General features: G+C 49.7%; 19 protein-coding genes. 17 read left to right on the top strand and 2 right to left on the bottom strand.

Annotated elements, in window-relative coordinates; all coding sequences use genetic code 11:
* Nucleotides 1-128 precede the first annotated feature (128 nt).
* From ACTHRH_RS03580 to ACTHRH_RS03555, 6 genes are all read left to right on the top strand, one after another.
* Nucleotides 129-1,088: an ABC transporter permease gene (locus ACTHRH_RS03580; protein WP_379286593.1), complete on the top strand. Its 960-nt coding sequence runs from the start codon at nucleotides 129-131 to the stop codon at nucleotides 1,086-1,088.
* Between the two features lie 39 nt (nucleotides 1,089-1,127).
* The gene (locus ACTHRH_RS03575; RefSeq protein ID WP_144933028.1) at nucleotides 1,128-2,051 is read left to right on the top strand and encodes a carbohydrate ABC transporter permease; all 924 of its coding nucleotides are present in this window, start codon (nucleotides 1,128-1,130) and stop codon (nucleotides 2,049-2,051) included.
* A gap of 125 nt (nucleotides 2,052-2,176) precedes the next feature.
* Nucleotides 2,177-3,712: an extracellular solute-binding protein gene (locus tag ACTHRH_RS03570; protein WP_440414151.1), complete on the top strand. Its 1,536-nt coding sequence runs from the start codon at nucleotides 2,177-2,179 to the stop codon at nucleotides 3,710-3,712.
* Between the two features lie 391 nt (nucleotides 3,713-4,103).
* Nucleotides 4,104-4,946 (top strand): sugar phosphate isomerase/epimerase family protein, encoded by an 843-nt coding sequence (locus ACTHRH_RS03565; protein WP_440414149.1) that lies wholly within the window; start codon nucleotides 4,104-4,106, stop codon nucleotides 4,944-4,946.
* Nucleotides 4,947-5,158: 212 nt separating this feature from the next.
* The gene (locus ACTHRH_RS03560; protein ID WP_440414147.1) at nucleotides 5,159-7,354 is read left to right on the top strand and encodes an ABC transporter ATP-binding protein; all 2,196 of its coding nucleotides are present in this window, start codon (nucleotides 5,159-5,161) and stop codon (nucleotides 7,352-7,354) included.
* Complete coding sequence (locus ACTHRH_RS03555) at nucleotides 7,351-7,851, top strand: DUF1854 domain-containing protein (RefSeq protein ID WP_440414145.1); 501 nt, start codon at nucleotides 7,351-7,353, stop codon at nucleotides 7,849-7,851. The genes ACTHRH_RS03560 and ACTHRH_RS03555 overlap by 4 nt, the downstream gene beginning before the upstream one ends.
* 135 nt (nucleotides 7,852-7,986) lie before the next feature.
* Here ACTHRH_RS03555 and ACTHRH_RS03550 read toward each other — a convergent pair whose 3' ends face one another.
* Nucleotides 7,987-10,056, bottom strand: a complete 2,070-nt coding sequence (locus ACTHRH_RS03550; RefSeq protein WP_440414143.1) for an LTA synthase family protein — start codon at nucleotides 10,054-10,056, stop codon at nucleotides 7,987-7,989.
* A gap of 296 nt (nucleotides 10,057-10,352) precedes the next feature.
* Between ACTHRH_RS03550 and ACTHRH_RS03545 the strand changes: the two genes are divergently transcribed.
* The 11 genes from ACTHRH_RS03545 to ACTHRH_RS03495 all read left to right on the top strand — a co-directional run bounded on the left by ACTHRH_RS03545 (nucleotide 10,353) and on the right by ACTHRH_RS03495 (nucleotide 20,934).
* Nucleotides 10,353-11,417, top strand: coding sequence for an ABC transporter substrate-binding protein (locus ACTHRH_RS03545; protein ID WP_440414141.1), 1,065 nt, complete (start codon nucleotides 10,353-10,355; stop codon nucleotides 11,415-11,417).
* A 5-nt stretch (nucleotides 11,418-11,422) separates the two neighbouring features.
* Nucleotides 11,423-12,199 carry an ABC transporter ATP-binding protein gene (locus tag ACTHRH_RS03540; protein WP_440414139.1) on the top strand — a complete coding sequence of 259 codons (777 nt, stop codon included), beginning with the start codon at nucleotides 11,423-11,425 and terminating at the stop codon, nucleotides 12,197-12,199.
* A 6-nt stretch (nucleotides 12,200-12,205) separates the two neighbouring features.
* Nucleotides 12,206-13,000, top strand: a complete 795-nt coding sequence (locus ACTHRH_RS03535; protein WP_144932969.1) for an ABC transporter permease — start codon at nucleotides 12,206-12,208, stop codon at nucleotides 12,998-13,000.
* 179 nt (nucleotides 13,001-13,179) lie between these two features.
* Entirely contained in the window at nucleotides 13,180-14,061 is an 882-nt protein-coding gene (locus ACTHRH_RS03530; RefSeq protein WP_440414136.1) for an ATP-dependent DNA ligase, read from the top strand.
* A 112-nt stretch (nucleotides 14,062-14,173) separates the two neighbouring features.
* On the top strand, nucleotides 14,174-14,887 hold the full coding sequence (locus ACTHRH_RS03525; RefSeq protein WP_144932973.1) for a FadR/GntR family transcriptional regulator: 714 nt from the start codon (nucleotides 14,174-14,176) through the stop codon (nucleotides 14,885-14,887).
* 122 nt (nucleotides 14,888-15,009) lie between these two features.
* A complete protein-coding gene (locus ACTHRH_RS03520) occupies nucleotides 15,010-15,741 on the top strand; it encodes a (Fe-S)-binding protein (protein WP_144932975.1) in 732 nt (243 codons plus the stop codon).
* Nucleotides 15,738-17,267, top strand: coding sequence for a LutB/LldF family L-lactate oxidation iron-sulfur protein (locus ACTHRH_RS03515; RefSeq protein WP_144932977.1), 1,530 nt, complete (start codon nucleotides 15,738-15,740; stop codon nucleotides 17,265-17,267). The genes ACTHRH_RS03520 and ACTHRH_RS03515 overlap by 4 nt, the downstream gene beginning before the upstream one ends.
* Complete coding sequence (locus tag ACTHRH_RS03510) at nucleotides 17,267-18,049, top strand: LutC/YkgG family protein (protein WP_440414133.1); 783 nt, start codon at nucleotides 17,267-17,269, stop codon at nucleotides 18,047-18,049. Before ACTHRH_RS03515 ends, ACTHRH_RS03510 begins: the two co-directional genes overlap by 1 nt.
* A 192-nt stretch (nucleotides 18,050-18,241) precedes the next feature.
* Nucleotides 18,242-18,799 (top strand): DJ-1/PfpI family protein, encoded by a 558-nt coding sequence (locus tag ACTHRH_RS03505; protein WP_440414131.1) that lies wholly within the window; start codon nucleotides 18,242-18,244, stop codon nucleotides 18,797-18,799.
* A 238-nt stretch (nucleotides 18,800-19,037) separates the two neighbouring features.
* Complete coding sequence (locus tag ACTHRH_RS03500) at nucleotides 19,038-20,639, top strand: glycoside hydrolase family 18 protein (protein ID WP_440414129.1); 1,602 nt, start codon at nucleotides 19,038-19,040, stop codon at nucleotides 20,637-20,639.
* Between the two features lie 133 nt (nucleotides 20,640-20,772).
* The gene (locus tag ACTHRH_RS03495) at nucleotides 20,773-20,934 is read left to right on the top strand and encodes a hypothetical protein (protein ID WP_186328178.1); all 162 of its coding nucleotides are present in this window, start codon (nucleotides 20,773-20,775) and stop codon (nucleotides 20,932-20,934) included.
* A 139-nt stretch (nucleotides 20,935-21,073) separates the two neighbouring features.
* On the opposite strand, the gene ACTHRH_RS03490 is transcribed toward ACTHRH_RS03495, so the two are convergent.
* The gene (locus tag ACTHRH_RS03490; protein WP_440414210.1) at nucleotides 21,074-21,943 is read right to left on the bottom strand and encodes an endonuclease/exonuclease/phosphatase family protein; all 870 of its coding nucleotides are present in this window, start codon (nucleotides 21,941-21,943) and stop codon (nucleotides 21,074-21,076) included.
* Nucleotides 21,944-22,163: the final 220 nt, after the last annotated feature.

The following is a 22,163-nucleotide window of genomic DNA, read 5'->3' as shown; positions in this document are numbered from 1 at the left end:
TCATCGGCCCCCATTACGGGTAAACTTGGAAGCATAGAAAAAAGCATTCCTTTTTTAGGTTTTATGTAGGAGATTTTCTCCAATAGCTACACACTCAGAAAGAAATTTACGGATTTAGGGGGAATTCAATGAAACCGACAACAAGAACGCCGCCAGTCATTCCAGCCTCCCGCAGAGGATATTGGGGTCAATTAGGGGCAGATATCAGGAAGGATTGGGATTTATATGTCGCTTTGATCCCGGGAATTCTGTTTTTGCTTCTGTTTAAGTATACACCCATGTATGGAATCATTATTGCTTTTAAAGATTTTAATATTTTCACAGGATTTGCGGACAGCCCCTGGGTGGGGATGGACAATTTTAAAAGGCTGTTTACCTCGCCTGATTTCGTCAACGTATTCAAAAACACGCTGATAATCTCCTTATATAAAATTGTATTTCTGTTTCCTCTTCCGATCATCGTTGCCATATTAATGAACGAATTAAAGAACATGATCTTTAAGAGGACAATTCAGACTATTGTCTATTTGCCGCATTTTTTATCCTGGGTTATTGTAAGCGGTTTATTTATCGACCTTCTTTCCACCAACGGCGGCTTAATCAACCGGATGATTGTAGCGCTGGGCGGAGAACCGATAGCATTCTTCCTGGACCACACGATATTTCGCTCCGTGCTGATCACCTCAGCCGGATGGAAGGAACTTGGCTGGAGCACTATTGTTTACTTGGCGGCCTTGAGCGGAATTGACCCGCAATTATATGAAGCGGCCAGAATTGACGGGGCCAACAAGTTTAAGCAAATTTTATATATTACTTTGCCGGGTCTGACGCCGATTATTCTGCTGATGTTTATCCTCCGCCTGGGTAGTATTCTTGAAGCGGGGACTGAGCAAATTCTCGTTATGTACAATCCGAACGTTTACAATGTCGCTGATGTTATAGGTACCTATGTCTACCGGGTGGGGCTGGGTGAGCAAGACTACAGCTTCTCGACGGCCGTTGGCTTGTTCGATTCGGTTATCGGCTTCATTCTGATCATTACAGGCAACTACTTATCCCGTAAATATTTGCAGAGAGGCATATGGTAAGCGATTTTGCGTAACGAGAGGGGAGATCATGACATGGATATGCCAGAAACAGCTTCTGTAAAGAAGAAAAATAGAAACGCCATTAAAGAATCGATAGGAGAAAAAATATTTTATTTCTTCAATTACATTTTTTTCATCCTATTTGGAGTTGTTACTCTGTTTCCGTTCCTGAATCTCATAGCCAAATCATTAAGCAGTGAGGCGGCGGTTATTTCCGGAATGGTCACAATATTCCCGGTGGATCTTCAATTCGGAACCTACAAATATGTACTTCAGGATTCCATGTTTCTTAATTCCTTTAAAGTTTCGGTATTTATTACGGTCGTAGGTACGGCGCTAAGTCTGTTCATGACTGCATTGGCCGCATACCCGCTATCCAAGCCGAGACTCCGTGGACGGAAATATTTCATTCTGATGTACGTGTTTACGATGCTGTTCAGCGGCGGATTGATTCCGACCTACCTGCTGATGCATAATCTGGGGCTGATCAATCAGCTTCCGGTACTGTTCCTGCCCTCGATGATCAGTGTTTTCAACATGCTGATTATCAAGAACTATTTTGAAAGCCTGCCGGAAAGTTTGGAGGAATCGGCCAAGATTGATGGGGCCAGCAATCTGAAGATTTTATATAAAATCACATTGCCCTTATCCATGCCGGTTTTTGCCACAATCGCCTTGTTCTATGCCGTAAGCTTCTGGAATGATTTCTTTGCTTCCATGATTTATATCAACAGCCCGGAGAAAAAGCCGATGCAGCTTTATTTGAAAGAACTGCTCGTATCCGCTAGCGATGCTTTTATATCCGGAGGAAATGTCGTCAATATCGATGCGGCCATGAACATTACTCCACAAGCGATCCAGGCGGCATCCATACTGTTGGCCACGATCCCCATCTTGCTTGTGTACCCGTTCTTGCAGAAATATTTTGTGAAAGGCGTACTGATCGGTTCGGTCAAAGGATGATGGGATTCATTGTTTACCGTGCCAAGAAGAAAGCATGGAAAGGCGGTGATCATTTCTCCTAATCGGATAAGAACTGAAGGAATTTCATAATGAAATCTTTGAAAAGAGGAAAGGGAGGTTCATCCATGCAATTTCAATCCAACGTAACTAAAAAGATGCTGTCTTCCGTTTCCATCGCCGCATTAGCCGTGACAGTGGCGGCTTGTGGAGGAGGCGGGAACGATAATAAAGGAGCTGCCCCGACCAATTCTCCGGCCGCTTCCGAAGCCCCGAAGAATGAAGGGGGCGACAAGGCGGAGAAGCCTCAACTGCGCCAATTGCTGCCTTTCGAACGCTTCGATCCGAATAAGGATCCCGTGGCCGCCTACTTGAAGGAGAAGACGGGATATGATGTCAAATACGATCAGCTTCCCGCCGAGAATGCCGATGAGAAGCTGAACCTGCTGATGGCTAACCAAGAGGCGTACGACTTCATGAAGCTCGGTAAGTCCCAATTCGCCAGGCTGGCGGCTTCCGGCGCGCTTGAGCCGCTGGACGACCTGATTGATAAATATGGTACAAATATGAAACAAGTGATTCATGAAGAGACCTGGAACAGCGTCATTGTTGACGGCAAAAAGTACGGAATCCCGGAAGGAACGGCCGGAACACAGGTAGGTACCGAGCTGGTTGTCCGCCAGGACTGGCTGGATGAGCTCGGACTGGAAATTCCGACGACCACCGATGAATTGTACAATGTGTTGAAGACGATTAAAGAAAAGAAGAACGTCATTCCTTTAACCGGAGGCAAGGATCCGATGGTTGGAGATATCGCCTCGACCTTCGGAATAACGACGGATTGGGTGGAGCGTGACGGCAAGCTGGTGCATGCCGTAGAGCTTCCAGAGATGAAGGAGTATTTGGCCTTCATGAACAAGCTGTATGAGGAAGGCTTGATGGATCCGGAATGGGGAATTAATACTTCGGCTAAGGCCATCGAGAAATTCTCCAGCGGCAAAGCGGCCATGTACCGGTTAGCTTGGTGGGATGCGGGGAATATCAATAATGCCCTGGCCAAGAACTTCCCGGATGCCAAAATCTCCATCATACCTTTCCTTAAGGATAAAGACGGCAAAACACAGGTTGTCGGTTCGGCCGGAGTTACCTACGTCGTTGCCATCCCTAAATGGGCCAAGAACAAAGAAGATGCGATGAAGCTAATCGATATGAAGCTGGAGAAAGATATTCACAAAGGGCTGGCGATCGGTGAAGAGGGAGTTCACCACGAAGTGAAGGACGGCAAATATTACCCGATTCATCCCAAGTTCGCGGATGAGTGGAACAACGCAAGTTACTTCCTGACGGGAACGGATCAGGACAATTATCCGATCTACTGGCAGGCACGTGTGCGTAAGGATGAAAATGTGCAGAAGTATTTCGAAACCTATCAGGCGAACGCTAAAGAACATATGGTGATTGATCCGTTAACCTACGCTCCTCCGATTGACGCCATCTCCAAAAACACCCAAAAGCTTGCCAAGCTTAGAGAAGACAGCTTCATCAAATTTATTGGCGGAGTAGAGCCTGTCGACAATTACGATAAATTCCTGGCGCAATGGAAATCCCAAGGCGGAGAGGAAATGATTAAAGCCGCCAACGAGTGGTATCAGTCCAATAAATAAAGCAGGGAGCGAAAGAGGCGGTTTCTAAAGCAGTTTACAAACGACTGCGAAATGGCCTAGACCGAGAAAACAGTAAAATTATCAGAGAAGAGAGCGGGGCAAGTGGTCAATTTTTTCCACATACACTCGCTCTTTCTCTTGCATCGTTGACCAGGGAATCGTGCGCCTGCTCCACCTGCCTGTTGAGCCGAATGGGGCTGAAAATCGTAAACCGGCTGTCGGGACAGCTCTATTTTCCGGCTAAATTCGGCTGTTCAACGGCGAGAAAGCCGCCGAAAGAACCGGAAATCGCTGTTTAAGAGCATGGACCGGATTTCCTGTTTATGGTACTATCATGTTGAGAATTTAATAATACATGCCGCCGCGCATGGTATGGAAAAGAGGATGAAGGATGAAATATTCTGTATTCACGGTCATGCTCCCCGAGCTATCGCCCCAGGAAGCAATACGCGAGCTTAAGAAGGCAGGCTATGACGGAGTAGAATGGAGAGTAACGGCAATCGACCCGGCCAAGCAGGAGGAGCCGCCGTCTTTCTGGGGAAACAATCGGTGTACCGTCGATATTCAATCGTCCGAAGAAGATATTCTGGGCTTGAAGGCGGAGACAGAGCTTGCAGGCTTGGAAATTCCCGCTCTAGCATGCTATTTGCAATGCGGCGATGTGGAAGGAACGGCACGGGGGATGCAAATAGCTCAATGGTTTGGGGCCTCTGCAATTCGGGTTGGTGTGCCGATGTACAATCGAAGTAAGCGCTATCAGGAGTTGTTGGAGGAAGGCCGTTCTTATCTGGAGGAAGTACAGAAACTGAGCCGCCAATATGGCGTCCAGGGATGGATCGAGATCCATATGAACAATATTGCCTCCAGCGCCAGTCTGGCACACAGGCTGGTTGAAGGCTTCGATCCGGAACATATCGGGGTCATTTATGATCCCGGCAACATGGTCTATGAAGGGTACGAGCAGTACCGTATGGGCTTGGAGCTGCTGGGGCCTTATCTGGCTCATGTTCACGTGAAGAATGCTCATTGGGTGCGGACTAACGACCCGAACCGTCATATCTGGCAGGCGGATTCCTGTCCGGTCAGTGAAGGAGTGGCGAATTGGAAACAAATCGTGGACGACTTGAAGACGGTCGGGTACGATCGCTGGCTCAGCTTCGAAGATTTCAGCCGCTCAGGAACAGGTGAAGAGCTGCTGGCTCGTAACCTGCAGTATATGAAATCCTTGGTTTAGAGCCGGGCCAGGGGAAGGTCGTTCAAGGCTTGTCTTGACTTTCAAATGACCATCCGCTCGTATGGGGAATTAAGGATAGAATGGATATAATTAAAATTTCCCGGCACCATGCCGTGATAACCATGCTAGAATGAAGGTTGGCTTACTTGCTGTCAATGACTGCTCATGAACAACAGCTGCAAGGAACCCGTATTCGTAAGGGGGTTGAAGAAATGAGCGTTCTTGAGAAGGAAAAGATTAATGTAAGCGGAAACAGTCAGCCGACCGACGAATTGGTTTGGGAAGTCGAAGCGAATGTAGACGAGAACGGTACACCGGGGAGAAGCCGGCTTCTGATCACCAGGAGCCGGCTTGAGGTCGTTTCCGAAGAGGGGGAGCTTGTCAGGGAATATCCCTTGTCGTCTGTTAAAGAAGCCCGGATGCTGTCGGCGGTCGGGGGCGGAACGCTTGTTATAGACACAGAGGAGGGGGCTGTTGTTCTTGCCCGTTTTACAGCGGAACTGAACAGACAGATGAGCTTCGCAACGAAAACGATCCAAGCACTCATCCAAGGAGAGGAGCTCCCGGTTCTCACCTCCAAAGACATGCCCAGACTATGTCCTACCTGTCAGGAACGGCTGCCGGAAGGAAGCAATCTATGCCCGACCTGCTCGGATAAGGGGAAGGTTATTTCAAGGCTGCTCAGTTATGCCAAGCCGTATAAGATGCGGATGATAACAGCGGCGTTAATGATGATGGCCGCTACGCTGATGGAACTGATCCCTCCTTATTTGACGAAAGTCATTGTCGACGATGTTCTCCAGCCGAAGCATATCGGCCACGCTTTGCTGTGGCTGGTTATCGCTCTGGCCGCCACCCGGGTTGTTCTTTCGCTGATGCAGACATTGAGGGGGTATATAGGCGTATGGATCGGCGGCAAGCTGATGGGGGATATCCGCAAGGATACATACCAAGCGTTAATGAGGTTGTCGCTCAGCTTCTTTGATCGCAGACAGACATCGCAATTTATAGGCAGGGTGAACAGCGATTCGGAAGCGATGAGGCAGTTTCTGACCGACGGAATCATTTGGATAGCCGGACAATTGCTGATGCTTATCGCCATTATCGGCATGATGCTTAACCTCAATTGGAAGCTGGCTTTGCTTGCCTTGCTGCCCACGCCTCTGATTGTCATTACTTCGCTCTCCATTTGGCCCCGGATTCGGCATCTCTGGTATCTTCAATGGCGTTCGGTCAACAAAATCAATATGCTCGTAGGCGATGCACTGCAGGGAATCCGCGTCGTCAAAGCGTTCGGCCAGGAGACGACCGAGAGGGAGAGATACGGGAGCGCTAACGAGGAGCTGGTGCATCAGACTATCCGTTCGGAAGGCATTTGGTCCGGTGTGTTCCCGTTATTTTCCTTGATTACGACTTCCGGGGCGCTGCTTGTCTGGTACTTCGGCGGCTGGCAGGTCATCCGGGACGAGCTGACATTGGGTACTTTGATGGCTTTTACCGCTTACTTGACCATGTTCTTCGGCCCTCTCCAATGGTTCAGCCAATCGATAAGCTGGACCAGCCGTGCGTTAACCGCAGCGGACCGCGTCTTCGAAATTATGGATACGCCGACGGATGTTCCTACCGCCCGCAATGCGGTATCTATCCCCAGGGTAGAGGGCAGGGTCGAGCTGGAGAATGTTTCCTACGGATACGAGAAGCATCATCCCGTTCTCAAAGACATCAGATTGCAAATCGCTCCGGGAGAGATGATCGGCTTGGTCGGCCATTCCGGAGCGGGCAAATCGACCTTGATCAACTTGATTTGCCGATTTTACGATCCCGATTCAGGGATTATCAGGATTGACGGTATCGATTTGAAACAAATCGACCAGGAAGCCTTGCGCAAGCAGATCGGTGTCGTGCTTCAGGAAACTTTTCTGTTCGACGGCACGATTGCCGAGAATATTGCCTATGCGAATCCAGAGGTAAGCCCTCTGGAGATTATGCGGGCGGCTAAAATTGCGAATGCCCACGATTTTATCGTCCGCATGCCGGATGGGTACGACACCCGGGTGGGAGAGCGGGGCCACCGTCTATCCGGCGGGGAGAAACAGCGTATTGCCATCGCCCGTGCCATCATTCACGATCCTCGCATTCTTATCCTTGACGAAGCTACCGCTTCGGTCGATACAGAGACCGAGCGCCAGATCCAGGAGGCGATCGCCCGGCTGGTCAAGGGAAGAACGACCTTCGCTATCGCCCATCGCCTGTCGACTTTAAGGAACGCCGACCGGCTCATCGTTCTGGATAAGGGGAAGGTGGCGGAAATCGGAACGCATGAGGAGCTGTTGGCTCTTCGGGGAGTGTATTACAAGCTGGTGGAGGCACAGAAGGAAATGTCCAAGATCAGAGGGGTGGAAGGATGAGTAACGGATCGTATGAAATCGTGGTGCTCGACTCCGGATCGGTCTCATTCAGACGAACCGAAGGCGGAATGCTGTCGATGGAAAGCGGAGGTACTCTTTATCCGGAGGTTCTACTGTACAGGGCTTTCCCGCTGTCACGGCAAGACGAATATATTTCCGTGCGCGACAGGGAGGGCCTGGAAATCGGAATCCTTGCCGGATTGTCGGAGATGGATGACATGTCCCGGGCGGAAGTGGAGAAGGAGCTTAAGCTGAGGTATTTGCTCCCGCGGGTTCAGCAGATCGTGAGCATCAAGCAGCATTCCGGGATGTGGGTATGGCATCTGCAAACGTCGCTCGGTCCGATCAAGCTGACGATGCGCAATCTTCACGAGCATGTGCAGCCGATTGCCCGTAAGCGCCTGCTACTGTCCGATATGGACGGCAACCGGTGCGAGATTCACGATTATACCGCGTTGGATCCTCAGAGCCGCAAGCAGCTTATGCGGGTTTTATAGGTTTGTGGCATTTTTTATCAAAAATGGACCGGGATACGCCGGAAGGCGATCATCCTGGTCCATTATTTGTGTCGCAAATGCGGTGGCGGCAATCGGCCTTCCCACTCGGCACTCCCATTCACCGGGCGGCCAGCTTTACTTTACGGTAAACGGCAGCGAATTCGTTTCAACAATGGCGATGGATTGGGAATCGGTCAGCTTTATCCTGATGTCGAGACGGCCGGATTTGCCCAGCATATTGGCCGGTACGACGGCTGTCATCGTTTGACGGTCCACGTACTTCGTTTCAAGCGCACCGCCATTTGCATATACCAGCGCCCCGGGGACGAAATTCTTCCCTTTAAGCTCGATCGTTACCGACGCATCCTTGCTTGTATCGGCAGAGGTTTCCGCAGGAAGCACCTGTTCCAGCTCCATCGGCCCGCGCCCAAGGATAAAGTTCGGATCGACGATCTGGTCTTCGAAATCTTTATAGCCGTATCTGGCTCCGAACATAATGTCATACTGCAAATATTCGTAGATGCGCATTTCTTCCGCCCACTGTTCATCCCCCGCCTCGGGAAGCAGCGGTGTTTTTTCATATAGAGAGTACAGGAAGTCGGTATAATAGCTGCCTTCTTTCCCGGCTTTGTTCAGCACATAGGGACCGAGGAAGGACGAGCTGATATACAGATCCTCCTTCTCATCAGACAGATAGTTGTCCCAGATCACGAAGGGAACGCTGTAGATTTTCTTGAAAAAGTCTGGATCGTTATCCTGCAAATAATTGCTTTCCCTATAGACTTTATAATCGTCGCCGAGCACAGGCAGATGGTCTCCGTAGAAGACGATGATCGTAGGCTCCCCGGAAGCCTCGAAATGCTCAACGAGCATCTTCAGCATGGCATCCGCTCCCGTTAATCCTTGAGCGTATGTTTCAAGCTTTCCTATGGAATCCTCCGAAAGATTGGCTCCCTTCACCTTAATCGTGTTGCCGCCGAATTTCCATGGTTCGTACGGATAATGATTCTCCATCGTATTGGCAAAAACGAAGGCCGGGCCCGGACTGGATTCAATTTGCTCTATAACATTTTTGGCCACCTCGGTGTCGGCCAGGAACGGACCCTTGTATACCGGGTCAAAAAACTCGCTGCTGATATACTTCGAAAATCCGAAATTGCGGTACACCGTTTTGCTGTTGAAAAACCAATTGTGGAACGGATTGACCGAGGCGGTCGTATAGCCTTGTCTCTTAAGAATACTGGCCAGCGAGTCCACCGGATGATTAACATACTGAATGTAAGGAAGAGATCCTTGCTGCAGGAAACGCATAGTATTGCCCGTCAGCACCTCGAATTCCACATTGGCCGTTCCTCCGCCAAATTGCGGGGATCTCATCCAGCCCCCGGTATACTTCTCTTGGATAGAATGGAAGAAAGGAAGCGGATCTTCACTGAACTCTACATCCTTCATGACCGTCGGATCCCAGAACGATTCGCTCAGCACGACGATAATATTGGGATCGACATCGCTTTGATCGGGTTTCCGGGGAATTTCCGCCACCAGAGATTCGATCTTTTCCTTATTATATCCTTCGGGTTCTTCAATCAAGATGAGATCGACATTTAATACGGTTGTCAGTAAAAGTCCGTTGGTCATATAATTGGAAGTCTGATCCCAAGGGATGGTTGAAATGTTAAACGCCTGCTTGACCGGGATCGGCTTGTCCGAATAAACGGAAGTAAAAAATAAAACCGAAAGCACGGCGAGAACGATTTGGGTTTTCCATCGGAATCTCCCTTTAAAGTGCGGGATATGGTAGAGCATCGCATAGCTGCCTGCCAGGAAAATGACAATTCCCGAGATCATGCTGACACTAAAGAGGCTGTTGACATATTGGAGTACATCCTTCGTCTCGCTGCCGAGAAACACGTCCCATGGCAGGAGGGGGACACCCATAATCTTCAGTTTGATTCCGCTTACGATGGCAATGATGATAAATAAGACGGAGGCCAGCCAATAGGCCCATCTGGTTCTTCCCGTCAATGCTGCCAGGATCAGAAGGGAGAAGAAGACGAAGAGATAATTCAAGACAAGCTCCATAGGATTGGTCGTGAGCCAGGACCAAACCGCTTCGATGCTTCCGCGGCTGAAAAACTCGACGAACGCCAGAAGCCATAACGAGAGAATAACTATTGGATATAACGATTTTAACTGCTTGCCCATTCCTATCGATCTCCCAATCTATTTGTTTAGATAAAAAAATGTAAAGATTTTGTAAGCATACAAGTCATTATAACATGAGGTATGTATACCATTTCAATTCACTTATAAAGGAAAGTGTAAAAACAGGATAAAAGAGAGCGAGTAGAATTCTTCCAGTTAATTCTCGTAGGTTTTATGCTAAAATAGAATGGATTTTTGATATAAATCATAACGTATGCAGGAGAATGGCGATTTGTGTCGAATACAGTGTATTTGGTCCTATATAAACACATAGAAAAATTGGAGGAAAAGTCAGAATGAAAAAAGGGACAATTGTATTTATGCTGGTGGCTCTCGTATTAACCGTCGTTCTTGCGGGCTGCGGAAAGAAAGAGGAAGTTCAGCCGACGCCGTCCCCTGGCGGGCAGGAGAAGGAAGCGGCTCCGGTATCGGTTAGTATCGGATTATTGAAGCTGACCAGTTCCGCACCTTTATTTATTGCAGTGGAGAAGGGGTTCTTCAAAGAGGAAAATATCGATGCCTCGTTAAAATGGTTTGATGCGGCACAGCCGATCGCGGTCGCTACGGCTTCCGGAAGCGTAGACATCGGTGCAACGGGAATTACCGCAAGTTTGTATAATATGATTGCGGGCGGTCAGAAGCTGACGATCGTAGCCGATAAAGGTAGAGAAGAGAAAGGCTATTCTTCCTCCGCTCTGTTGGTATCCAGCGATTCTCCTATTGCCGGCATCGCTGATTTGAAAGGCAAGAAAGTAGGTATTACCCAAACCGGTTCTACTTATCATTATATGATCGGCAGAATGCTGGAAAATCATGGCCTTACACTTGAAGACATTGAACTGACTCCGCTTAACAGCATTAAAGGATTAATGGACAGCTTGAAGAGCAAGCAGGTAGATGCCGTGCTGCTGAATGAGCCGAATATTTCCGCCGTACTTAAAGACGGTTATGGGAAAGTAGTTGCCCAGGTCGGAGACGAGATTCCTTACCAAACCTCCGGAATCTTCTACTCTCCGAAGTTTGCCGAGGATAAAGATGCTGCTGTACGTTTTCTGAAGGCTTATGCCAAGGCTACCCGCTACTATTACGATGCGGTATTGGTGCAGCAGGATGGCAAAATCGTGCCGGGCGAAAATTATGATGAAGTAGTCAGCATTATTGCGAAGTATACGGACCAGCCGGAAGAGAACATTAAAGCAGGACTTCCGTATATGGATCCGGACGGCAGACTGCTTGCCGAAGATATTCAGACGCAAATCGATTGGTATGCCAAGGAAAAGCTGATCGAAAAGAAGGTAGATTCCAGTACGATCGTTAATACGGAGATGCTGGAGCAAGCGTTAAAAGAATTAGGGAAGTGACCGCAATGAGAGTCGTGATCGAGAATGTGGAGAAGAAATTTATAGACTCCAAGAAGAAAGAAGTAACCGCACTGCAAAATATTAATTTTGCGATCGAAAAGCAGGAATTTGTTGTCCTCGTCGGCCCCAGCGGCTGCGGGAAATCAACGCTCCTGAACATTGTCGGGGGTCTGCTGTCTCCAAGCTCGGGTTCCGTCTATTTCGAAGGGATAGAGAACAATAAAGAGCCGAGCCTTGGCATAGTATTTCAGGAAATAGCCCTTCTGCCTTGGCGGACGGTGTATGAGAATGTTATATACGGCCTTGAGGAGAGAGGGGTCAGCAAGAAGGAGCAGCAGGAGAAGGGCCGGCATTACATCGATATGGTCGGTTTGACCGGATTCGAGTCCGCCTATCCGAAGCAGCTCTCGGGAGGAATGAAGCAGCGGGCAGGAATCGCCCGGGCGCTTGCCATCGAGCCCGATCTGCTGCTGATGGACGAGCCCTTCTCCGCACTGGATGCCCAGACCCGTACGCTCATGCAGGAGGAGCTGCTGACGATCTGGAACCGGACGAAGCTAAGCACACTGTATGTCACGCATAACATTCAGGAAGCGGTCTATCTTGCAGATCGTGTTGTCGTTCTCTCGAGGCATCCGGGCAGAATTAAAGAAATCATTCATATTGACTTGCCGAAAATGGGCAGGGATCAGGAGCAACACCGGAACCGGTTCGAGCATTATGCCGATCAGATCTGGCAATTGATCCGCCATGATGCCCAGGAAGCGTTGAAGGAGGGGTAGGGAGCGATGAAGCAGGAATCCAGACAATATATTAAAAACCGTGTAGCCTTCCTCGATCAGAAAATCCCTGCATACGCTTCTGCAATCGGTGTAGTAGGCTTGCTTGTTCTGTGGGAGATCATCTGCCAGCTTGGGCTCGTCTCGCCGGTAGCTCTTCCGGCTCCGTCCGCCATCGTCATGGCAGGCTGGGAGCTGTTGACGAGCGGTGATCTTCACAAGAATCTGCTGGCCAGCATGTTTCGAATCGGGACCGGGTATGCGATCGGCTCGATTATCGGAATTACGGTCGGGCTGCTGCTCGGCTTCTCCAAATGGGCGGACGCCATTATTTCGCCGGTCGTTTACTCGATTTATCCGATTCCGAAGATTGCTCTTCTGCCGCTGATCATTCTGTGGTTCGGAATCGGCGAGCTGCCTAAGGTATCGATTATCGCACTGGGCGTATTCTTCCCGGTAGTGATCAATACTTTCTCCGGGGTCAAGAATGTCGACCCCATTCTGATCAAGGCAGCGGTAACCTTCGGCTCCAATCACTTTAACGTCATTCGAAAAGTGATTCTCCCGGGCTCTCTGCCGATGATCTTCGCCGGATTGAAGCTGTCCGCAGGTACCTCTCTGCTGCTGTTGGTGGCTGCGGAGATGATAGCAGCTCAGCAAGGGTTGGGATCGATGATTAACCATTACGGGAATCTGATGTTGACCACCAAACTAATGGTGGGTGTGGTTATTCTTTCTCTGCTAGGAGTTATTTTTAACCGCAGCCTGCAGTGGGTGGAGCGGAAGCTTCTTCCTTGGAAATAATCTCGATCGTATATATTGTGTATAGTATTTTAACCGGTTCGTTCACCGTTTAATCCGTGAACGGCCGGTTTTTTCTTATGTTTTGGAGCAAGCGGGCGCTTGATCTGGCAGCAGCCTACCCTGTTTTTCCCTGAGTTATGGGGGAGCAAGACATGTTACAATGGCATTGGTGATCTATTATGATTTATGAACCTATGATTCCGATACGACAAGATAAGCCGTTCGATGATCCGGCCTATTTATTCGAGCCGAAGGTGGAAGGCCACCGGGTGCTGCTGGTGCATCAGAACGGGATAACGCGGCTATTCACCCGTCACGGGCATGAAATCACACACCGCTATCCCGAGCTTGTGCGGGTTCCGGTGAACGAGGATGTTGTGCTCGACGGGGAAGCGGCCTTTATAGATCCTGCGACAGGGAAGCTGGAGCCGGCTCTGGCTAAGGAAAGAATCCGATTGAATAAGCGGAAGCAGATTTATGACGCCCAGAGACTTGTGCCGGCGCGTTTTTTTGTATTTGATATTTTGCAGCGGGGTGGCGAAGACTTGCGTCCTCTGCCTTTGGCCGAAAGAAAAAGGCATTTGGAGGAAGCCATCACGGATAACGATTATTTTTACAAGATGAAGTATGTGGAGGGCTGTGGAAGAGCCTTATTTCAAGCTGCGCTTGAACTTGGTGCGGCTGCAGGGGTAGTCGCCAAGCGTATAGACAGCCCTTATATAGCGGGGTTATCTCCCGAGTGGCGCCAAATACCCTGTTATCGGACAGAAAAAGTATATGTGACCGGATATTGCAAACGGGGCTCCGGCTGGTTGATAGGGGTTCAAGCAGACAACGGGGAAATCAAGTCTGCCGGGCTGGTCGGTTCCGACGTAATCATGCCCGACCGGATCTGGTTTGTTAAAGCGGCCGCCAAACTATACTCGGGCGAAGATCATCATTATGTCTACCTGAAGCCCGGCATAGAAGCGGAGCTAACCTTCCAGGGCTGGACGAAGGACGGAAAAGTGCGGAAGCCCGTCTGTTTGAATAGACCAGCAGCGCTGCGGCTGCACGCATAATTCTATATAGGGAAGGCCGGCCGCTAACTGCGGAAGCTCTTTCTCTTGCATAGCTTCTTCCTATCGGCAATAATAGAAGGGGTAGGAGTAAAGAACGAAAGAGTTGAACCCAGTGGAAATCAGTAAAATTGCCCATCGTAAAATATATGAGGAAATTGCCGAGCAAATCAAAAAACAAATTATCGACGGCGGGCTTCCTCCGGGCACCAAGCTTCCCTCGACGCGAGAATTGTCTGAAAGCTATCAGGTCGGAAGATCCACGGTGCGGGAAGCGCTGAGCGCATTGAAAGCTATGGGATTGGTTGATATCCGGCAGGGGGAAGGAAGCTATGTGCGCAGTCTGGAATCCGAAGATTTATCGATGCCGGATCTGGAGTCGCTCCTGTTGAGCAGGAAGACGGTGCTCGAGCTGCTGGAGGCCCGGCAATCCCTAGAAATCTCCAATGCGGGGTTGGCTGCGTCGAAACGAACGGAAGAGGATTTGCAAGCCTTCGAGTCCATTCTGTCGGCTATGGAGAAGAATATCGGAAATGAAGAGGAAGGCGAGAAGTACGACCTGCAATTTCATATGACGCTCGCCCGGGCAACGCATAATTCGATTATGGTGCGTCTCTTGGAGACCATATCCTCCCAGGTCGAGATGGCGATCCGGGGAACGCGAAGACTGGAGCTGTATTCGAAAACTCCCGCTTCCCGCCGCTTATGGATGGAGCATAAAGATATCTTCGAAGCGGTAAAGAAGAAGGACCCCGGTCTCGCCCAGGAAAAAATGAGAATTCATCTTTACCATGTCGAGCAAGTGCTGATCCGCCACCTGAAGCCTTGATTTTAGGGGACGGATCTTTTTTTCTTTAAAAAAAGACTTTAAAATTTCCGACTTATCTGATAACCTGATAACCAGATAGCTATTTTTCGGTCATATCATTTTAAACAGAAGGAGTCCTGCTGATGAGAGTATCGTTATTTATAACTTGTTTGGCTGATCAGCTCTATCCTCAGGTCGGTGAAAGCGTTGTCCGCTTGCTGAACCGGTACGGCTGTGAAGTGGATTTTCCCGAGGGACAGACCTGCTGCGGACAGCCGGCCTTTAACAGCGGTTATCAGGAGGAAACGAGGGAAGTGGCCCGATCGATGATCCGGGCTTTTGAGAAGAGCGATTATGTTGTTTCCCCGTCGGGCTCCTGCACGGGAATGATTCATCATTTTTACCCTTATCTGTTTCAGGAAGAGCCTGAATGGCTGGCTAAAGCGGAAGCGCTTGCAAAGAAAACATACGAGTTTTCACAATTTTTGGTCCATGTTCTGGGCGTTACGGATCTGGAGGCGGAATTTCCGGCCAAAGTAACTTATCATCCGTCCTGCCATGCGATGAGATTGCTTGGTGTAAGGAATGAGCCGATTGAACTGCTAAAGCATGTTCGAGGCTTGGAATATGCAGATCTCCCCTACAAGGAAGATTGCTGCGGATTCGGCGGTACCTTCGCGGTCAAGATGGCGGACATGTCGGAAGCGATGGTTTGCGAGAAGGCGGCCAATGTCTGCTCAACGCAAGCGGAGGTGCTGGTCGGAACCGATATGGGCTGTTTAATGAATATTGGAGGACGCTTGCAGAAAGAGGGCAAGCCCGTCCGGGTCATGCATTTGGCCGAATTGCTGGAGGAAGGAGTGAAGCGTAAATGAGCGGGCACGGAAATCAAGCGGAGATGATGCAGGAGGAGCCGATTGGCTCCGGTCTTAAGAGAAGAACGGAGGAGGCATTGAATAACCCGTTCTTGCGCAAAGCGGTTGCTTTCACCACCGACAAGCTGCGCAGCGGTCGTCTTCAGGCAATGGAGGATTTCGGCAGCTGGGAGGAGTGGCGGGAGCGGGGAAGGGCCATCCGGGAGCATACTATCCGTCATCTGGATTTTTATTTAAACCAGTTTGCGGAAAACGTCGTTAAGGCCGGCGGTCATGTTCACTTCTGCCGGGAAGCCGGAGAGGCGGTTAATACCTTCTTGGATATTGCCAAACGGCATAATACGAAGCTTGTAGCTAAAGGCAAGTCCATGGTGTCTGAGGAAATCCATCTGAACCGGCATCTCAATGAGGAAGGGATCGAGGCCATTGAAACAGACTTGGGCGAGTATATTCTCCAGTTGGCCAAAGAGACACCTTCTCACTTGATTATTCCGGCCATCCATAAAAACAAGGAACAAATCGCCGATTTATTCACGGAAGATTCCGGGGAACAGATGGCGCCGGAGACGTCCACTCTCGCCGCCTACGCGAGACAAAAGCTGCGGCAATATTTTCTCGAAGCCGGGATTGGTCTCACGGGCTGCAACTTCGGGGTTGCGGAGTCCGGCTCGATTACTCTCGTATCCAACGAGGGCAATGGGCGAATGGTCTCGACGATACCGAAGGTCCATGTCGTCATTATGGGTATGGAACGGCTCGTGCCAACGTTCGAGGATTTGGAGGTCGTGCTTAACCTGCTGGCACGGAGCGCCACCGGACAGAAGCTGACCGTTTACACATCCTTGTTGACGGGGCCGAGAGGCGCGGAGGATCTGGACGGTCCGGAGGAGCTTCACGTTATCGTCCTGGATAACGGGCGGTCGGCGCAGTTAGGAGACCCTATCTTCCAGGAGGTACTCCATTGTATCCGCTGTGCGGCCTGTCTCAATGTATGTCCGGTTTACCGGCATATCGGAGGACACACGTACGGATCGGTATACAGCGGTCCGATTGGCGCGGTGTTAACTCCTCTGCTGAAGCAGGATATGAAGGAGGCGGGGCAGTTAGCCTATGCTTCCAGCCTGTGCGGAGCATGCTATGAAGCCTGTCCGGTCAAAATCCCGCTGCATGACATGCTCGTTCATCTGCGCTATCGCAAGGTTAGGCTTAAGATGACTTCTTTGCCGGAAAGGCTGGCCTTCCGAACGTTTCAAACCGCGTTCGGAAATGTGAAAGTGTACCGGATGGCGACTAAAGCCGCTTATTATTTGCAAAAGCCTTTCGGACAGAACGGCATGATTCGCCGCGGCCCCGGACCGCTGGCCGGATGGACGAAATCCCGGTTCTTTCCAATGAAACCCAGGCTGTCTTTCAGGGATAGATGGCAGACGCTGCAGAACGAGCTGAAGAGCTCGGACAGGAAGAAAGGGCAGGCCGCGGAACAGGATCAAAGCCATAATGGCAAGGGCGAGAGGGGGACATACTAATGACCAGAGCAGGAACGATGACGGGAAGAGACGAGTTTATGCGTCATATTGCAGAACGGCTTGGCCGTTCGGTCCCGATGACAGAGGCTCCTCAGCATATTCATAAGGGGGCTCCCGAATTTTATCGGGAGCTGCAGCTGAGTCGCGAAGAAAGGCTGGAGCTCTTCATCCGTAACTGGACAGCCTTAACGGGGAAAGTATGGGTAGTGCCCCAAGCAGAAGCTCACAGCGGAATCCGGCAATGTTTGGCCGAGGTGCTGGAGGAGCATAGAGTAGCCAAAGTATCACGCTGGGAGCATCCCCGAATCCAGGAGCTGCAATTGGATGAGTGGCTGAACGAGAAAGGCATCGGGGTAGTGCCCTGGAAGGAGGGCCTTTCCACGGAGACAGCGGATGGCTGGGAGCCGGCCCCGCATGCAGCGGGCCCTAACTGGCTGCAGAGAAGCGAGCTGCTTCGCAGGACGGAGCAGTGCCAGTTGGGCATCGTATGGCCGGAATACGCGGTGGCCAATTCGGGCACACTAGTGCTGCTTTCCCACGGAGGCAGCGGTCGGTCGGTCAGTTTGCTGACGGGTATTCTATTTGCGATATTCCATGCAGATCAACTGGTATCACGGATGGGAGAAGCCTTCGCCGGAATTAAGGAAAAGCACCCCGGCATGCAAGGCCTGCCCTCTTCCATCAATCTGATTACCGGCCCGAGCCGGAGTGCGGATATTGAGAATGACTTGACAATAGGTATTCATGGACCGGGCAAGGTTTGCGCCGTCATCCTGAAGTAGAGCAGTGACAGGGAGTACAAAATTGCTTCGAAGTAACCGTCAATTATTATGCCTCGTACCTCGAAATGAAAAAAGCGAATTGAAGTCCCGCATTGCTGACTATTTTCAACTGAACAAGCGGAACTAAAACTGCTTTACATTGGCCTTGTAATAGAGGAAAATAGAGGCAATAAGCCAAGAAGGAGTGATTCGATGTCAAAAAAGATTCTGATCATCACCGGAGACGCCGCTGAGTCCTTGGAGGTCTATTATCCTTACTACCGACTGTTGGAAGAAGGGTATGAAGCTGTGATTGCTTCCCCTACCAAGAAGGTTCTCCACACCGTCGTTCACGATTTCGTAGGTTGGGACACTTATACCGAGAAGCAAGGATATTTGCTGGAATCGCATGTTTCCTTCGATCAGGTCAATCCGGAGGAATATGACGGGCTCATTATTCCCGGAGGACGGGCGCCGGAGTATATCCGTATGGACAAACATGTTCCGTCCATAGTCGGCCACTTCTTTGCCGCAAACAAGCCGGTAGGAGTGATCTGTCACGCGGCTTTGGTTCTCAGTGTGCTTGAAGACAAGCAAATTTTCAGCAATCGGACGATGACGGCATATTCCGCTTGCCGGTATGATGTTGAAAGCTTGGGCGCCACCTATACGACAGAAACCCTTCATGTGGATGATAATATCGTGTCCGGCCATGCTTGGCCTGATTTGCCGGGATTTATGCGGGAATTTCTGAAGCTGGTACAAAAATAATATTTAGTAAAAAGAGGCCGTTCTTATGGGGAGCGGCTTTTTGTGCGTTCGGCAGACTATTCTCTGACGCAGGTAAAGTCCTGATGCACTGAAGTTAAGGATACGATTAGTTGATTCAGCACTTCGTAATTGAGTGGACCCGACTTCTGGAAGAGACAGATAGTCAGTCGGATGTTGAAGGCGTTTTCTTGCGCAGCTCTTGAGGAACATCTTACTATCAAGGAGAGGGGAAATACTGATGCAACATTTGATGAGGCGGCTATTGACGTTAGCTATGGCCGCTGCCCTTATATTGGGGATGGCATCTCCGGATGACAGAGTGAATGCCGATGGGGTGAACGAAAATTTAATATGGAATGGAGGTTTCGAAGCCTATAAAGAAGGCTGGGAGGATTGGGGAGCGACAACCGTTGTTGAAGATGGAGCATCCCACATGAGAGCGCTGCAAATCGGTCTCGGGGATGCGGGCAGTGAAGGCGGAATGGCCTGGTATATTGAAGCCAAACCGAACGATACCTTTAAAATTGGCGGTTGGGGTAAAGCTTCGGCAGGGGAGGTAGGCATACTGGGTATAAAAAGCCTGGGAGATAACGGCCCCATTGCCGGCGGCGCCAAAGAACTTCATTATACGGCGAGCGATTACGAATATAGGGAAATTTCTTTCACGGCGGTTCCCGGAACTACAGCGATTATGGTATACCTGTACAAAAACCCCGGACCCGGATATGTGTTCTTCGATGATATTGCCGCATATCCGACAACACCCGGTGATCCGAACCAACCCCCTCAGGAGGAAGCGGTATATATTCACAATCATGCTTATCTTCCCGAAGATTGGTTTTATCTCCCGCAAACCGATAGTCAAATCAGGGAGTATGTGAATCAGCTCAAACAGTATTATATCGAATACCAATTTGCGAATATCGGATTTTTGCGAGAGGATGGAACCTTGGATCCGAATCAAAGCAAAGAGCTGGGGCACTGGATTAAAGTTTCACGGGAGACGGATCCCGATCAGAAGATTATCGCTTGGATCAATGCGGACACCGTCAGACACGTACATGTCGGAACGGAAGAGCGTCCTGCCGGCGAAGAAGATAAACAGGCGATGCACCAGCGGATTATTCAATCCGTAAAGAATGCTGTGGATATTGGATTTCTGTATGACGGAAGGTACTACAAAGTGGATGGGATTCAATTTGATATCGAACCGCTTCGTGCCAAATGGAGGGACGATCCTGAATTATTGACATTATTACAGGGCATTAGGCAGGCTGTGGGTCCGGATGTCCATTTATCCATTGCAGGTCCGGCGTGGGACATAGTGTGGTCCAATGACTATATTACACAGCTGGCGAATATTATGGATATGCTGAATCCGATGATCTATGATACGAATGGGCCGGACAGTTGGAAACCGACGGTGACTCAGACGGCGGAAGAATATGAAGAATTGTGGAAGAACACAGCGCTGCGCTACAGTAATGCGATTGCGGCAAGCAGCAACCCGGATTGTCAATTCTCACCGATTATGCCGGCGTACGAGACGAAAGGTTATCTCGAAACGGATCCCGATGCGCCGGAATACGGCGAGTTTGTCATCTATCACGATCCGTCCATCGAGAATATTTATCATGCAGCCAGAGGCCTCAAACAAGCGATCGCCGAAGGAGCCGACGTTTACGGCTCGGGAATTTTCTGGTGGGGCACATTTATTATGACAGAGCCCGATCCGCGGGATCATCAGGATTATTCTCATGCGCGCGAGTGGTGGCTGACGGAGTGGGTTAATAATTCTACATCTAGCAATCCGCCAACTCCGACTGAAATAAATTCTTGATTAACGGCGGCTTCAAGCAAGGAATCGTTCCATAAGCAGGTTAGTGTATGGCTGTACATTTTATACGGATCATTTGGCATTCCCGCTCATAGAATTAGAGTAGAACCTTCTATGGGAAAGGGGTGTAGGCAGGATGGTCCTATTCATCATGATCATGCTTGTGGCCTTCGTATTCCTCGGTCTGTTATGTGTAGCGCTGGTGAAAGGGTTGCAAAAGGATTCTTATGACAGTGACGTTCGGAATCTATGGGAAGCTAATGATATTCAAAAAGACAAGATAGACTACGAGAAGTAGAAAGTCGGCCATCCAATGACAGCTTCAGCCTGCCGACCGTATGTATGCATGAAGACCGGACTTCCATCCTGCAAGGAGGCCCGGTCTTTCGGTTAAAGAGTTAATGAAGGGTGCGTATCTTCGCTAAGCCGCACTGCCGCTATCTGCCATTATTATAGGGAGCCTCTCTCTTTAATGTAATTTCACCGATAATCGGCAAATGGTCGGATGCCAACGTAGAGAGGACTTCCGGATGGGTCAATTCAACATTTTCCGATACAAAGATATAATCTATTCTTGATCTGGGCTTGTCCGCCGGAAAGGTAAAGGCGTCCCCTTGATCTTCGAAACCGTCTTTAAATAAAGTCTTCATCAATCGAATCTCTTCGCTTACCGGGAGGGCATTAAAGTCTCCGGTAATAATAGTTGTCCGATCATATTGGCTTGTAATCGCCAAGATTTCGTCGATTTGCGCGAGACGCTGTTCCGTCGTCAATCCCAGATGGGTGCTGTAGAACTGAATATGATTGCCCTTAACGTTGATGGTTGCTTCCAGTAAACCACGCTGTTCCTGGCCGAAGCTGCTTAACAGATGATTCTCGGAATGGATGATAGGGTATCTGCTCAGAACCGCCGTTCCATATTGCCTGCGCTTTCCTCCCGGCTCCAGCGGGTCCCTGTCCAGATTCGCGCCATAGATATAATGCATTCCCAGAGACTCGGCAAGTTTCTTGGCTTGATCTTCAAAATTGCTTCTGGCCGAATAATGACGATCCACTTCTTGAAGCCCGATTATATCGGCTCCCGATGCTCTGATTTCATTCGCTATCCGGTCCAAATCAAGCACCTGATCCATCCCGACTCCATGACGGATGTTGTAGGACATTACTTTAATCGTAACTTCCTTTCCCCGGCCTTCACCAGAGAGTGGTGCTGCTGCAGAGGGAGTGCCGTTTTCGGAGGCTCCCGCGGTGGTGACGAGCGAAGCCAGGAACACTAAAATCAGCAGAATAGAGGCCAACTTCTTCATTTTCACATTCCATCATCCTTTCTGTTAAAGCGTTTACATAATTACCGTCTTCTGGTGGATCGTTATCCCATCCCTCCCTAATCCTGTTAATTTCAATCCACTTTAATTATATCATTTGTCTGTTTTTTTAGTAGAGTTAATTTGTTGTCGCAACAGAATTTATAAATCAAGTTTCGTAAAGGGAGTGCACGATTTTAGATCATTCTCAACTTTTGATGAT

It is taken from the genome of Paenibacillus sp. SAFN-117, from assembly GCF_051966115.1.
In the GTDB taxonomy this organism is placed as follows: Bacteria; Bacillota; Bacilli; order Paenibacillales; family NBRC-103111; genus Paenibacillus_L; species Paenibacillus_L residui.
The sequence above is the reverse complement of the archived record's forward strand: the minus strand, read 5'-3'. Positions and strand labels throughout refer to the sequence as shown.

Excerpts from the sequence above, each read along its gene's own strand:
- ACTHRH_RS03510 (WP_440414133.1), top strand. The coding sequence starts at position 17,267 with ATGACCAGAGCAGGAACGATGACGGGAAGAGACGAGTTTATGCGTCAT.
- ACTHRH_RS03505 (WP_440414131.1), top strand. The coding sequence starts at position 18,242 with ATGTCAAAAAAGATTCTGATCATCACCGGAGACGCCGCTGAGTCCTTG.
- ACTHRH_RS03570 (WP_440414151.1), top strand. The coding sequence starts at position 2,177 with ATGCAATTTCAATCCAACGTAACTAAAAAGATGCTGTCTTCCGTTTCC.
- ACTHRH_RS03535 (WP_144932969.1), top strand. The coding sequence starts at position 12,206 with ATGAAGCAGGAATCCAGACAATATATTAAAAACCGTGTAGCCTTCCTC.
- ACTHRH_RS03555 (WP_440414145.1), top strand. The coding sequence starts at position 7,351 with ATGAGTAACGGATCGTATGAAATCGTGGTGCTCGACTCCGGATCGGTC.
- ACTHRH_RS03500 (WP_440414129.1), top strand. The coding sequence starts at position 19,038 with ATGCAACATTTGATGAGGCGGCTATTGACGTTAGCTATGGCCGCTGCC.
- ACTHRH_RS03540 (WP_440414139.1), top strand. The coding sequence starts at position 11,423 with ATGAGAGTCGTGATCGAGAATGTGGAGAAGAAATTTATAGACTCCAAG.
- ACTHRH_RS03515 (WP_144932977.1), top strand. The coding sequence starts at position 15,738 with ATGAGCGGGCACGGAAATCAAGCGGAGATGATGCAGGAGGAGCCGATT.
- ACTHRH_RS03520 (WP_144932975.1), top strand. The coding sequence starts at position 15,010 with ATGAGAGTATCGTTATTTATAACTTGTTTGGCTGATCAGCTCTATCCT.
- ACTHRH_RS03495 (WP_186328178.1), top strand. The coding sequence starts at position 20,773 with ATGGTCCTATTCATCATGATCATGCTTGTGGCCTTCGTATTCCTCGGT.
- ACTHRH_RS03490 (WP_440414210.1), bottom strand. The coding sequence starts at position 21,943 with ATGAAGAAGTTGGCCTCTATTCTGCTGATTTTAGTGTTCCTGGCTTCG.
- ACTHRH_RS03565 (WP_440414149.1), top strand. The coding sequence starts at position 4,104 with ATGAAATATTCTGTATTCACGGTCATGCTCCCCGAGCTATCGCCCCAG.
- ACTHRH_RS03580 (WP_379286593.1), top strand. The coding sequence starts at position 129 with ATGAAACCGACAACAAGAACGCCGCCAGTCATTCCAGCCTCCCGCAGA.
- ACTHRH_RS03575 (WP_144933028.1), top strand. The coding sequence starts at position 1,128 with ATGCCAGAAACAGCTTCTGTAAAGAAGAAAAATAGAAACGCCATTAAA.
- ACTHRH_RS03545 (WP_440414141.1), top strand. The coding sequence starts at position 10,353 with ATGAAAAAAGGGACAATTGTATTTATGCTGGTGGCTCTCGTATTAACC.
- ACTHRH_RS03560 (WP_440414147.1), top strand. The coding sequence starts at position 5,159 with ATGAGCGTTCTTGAGAAGGAAAAGATTAATGTAAGCGGAAACAGTCAG.
- ACTHRH_RS03550 (WP_440414143.1), bottom strand. The coding sequence starts at position 10,056 with ATGGGCAAGCAGTTAAAATCGTTATATCCAATAGTTATTCTCTCGTTA.
- ACTHRH_RS03530 (WP_440414136.1), top strand. The coding sequence starts at position 13,180 with ATGATTTATGAACCTATGATTCCGATACGACAAGATAAGCCGTTCGAT.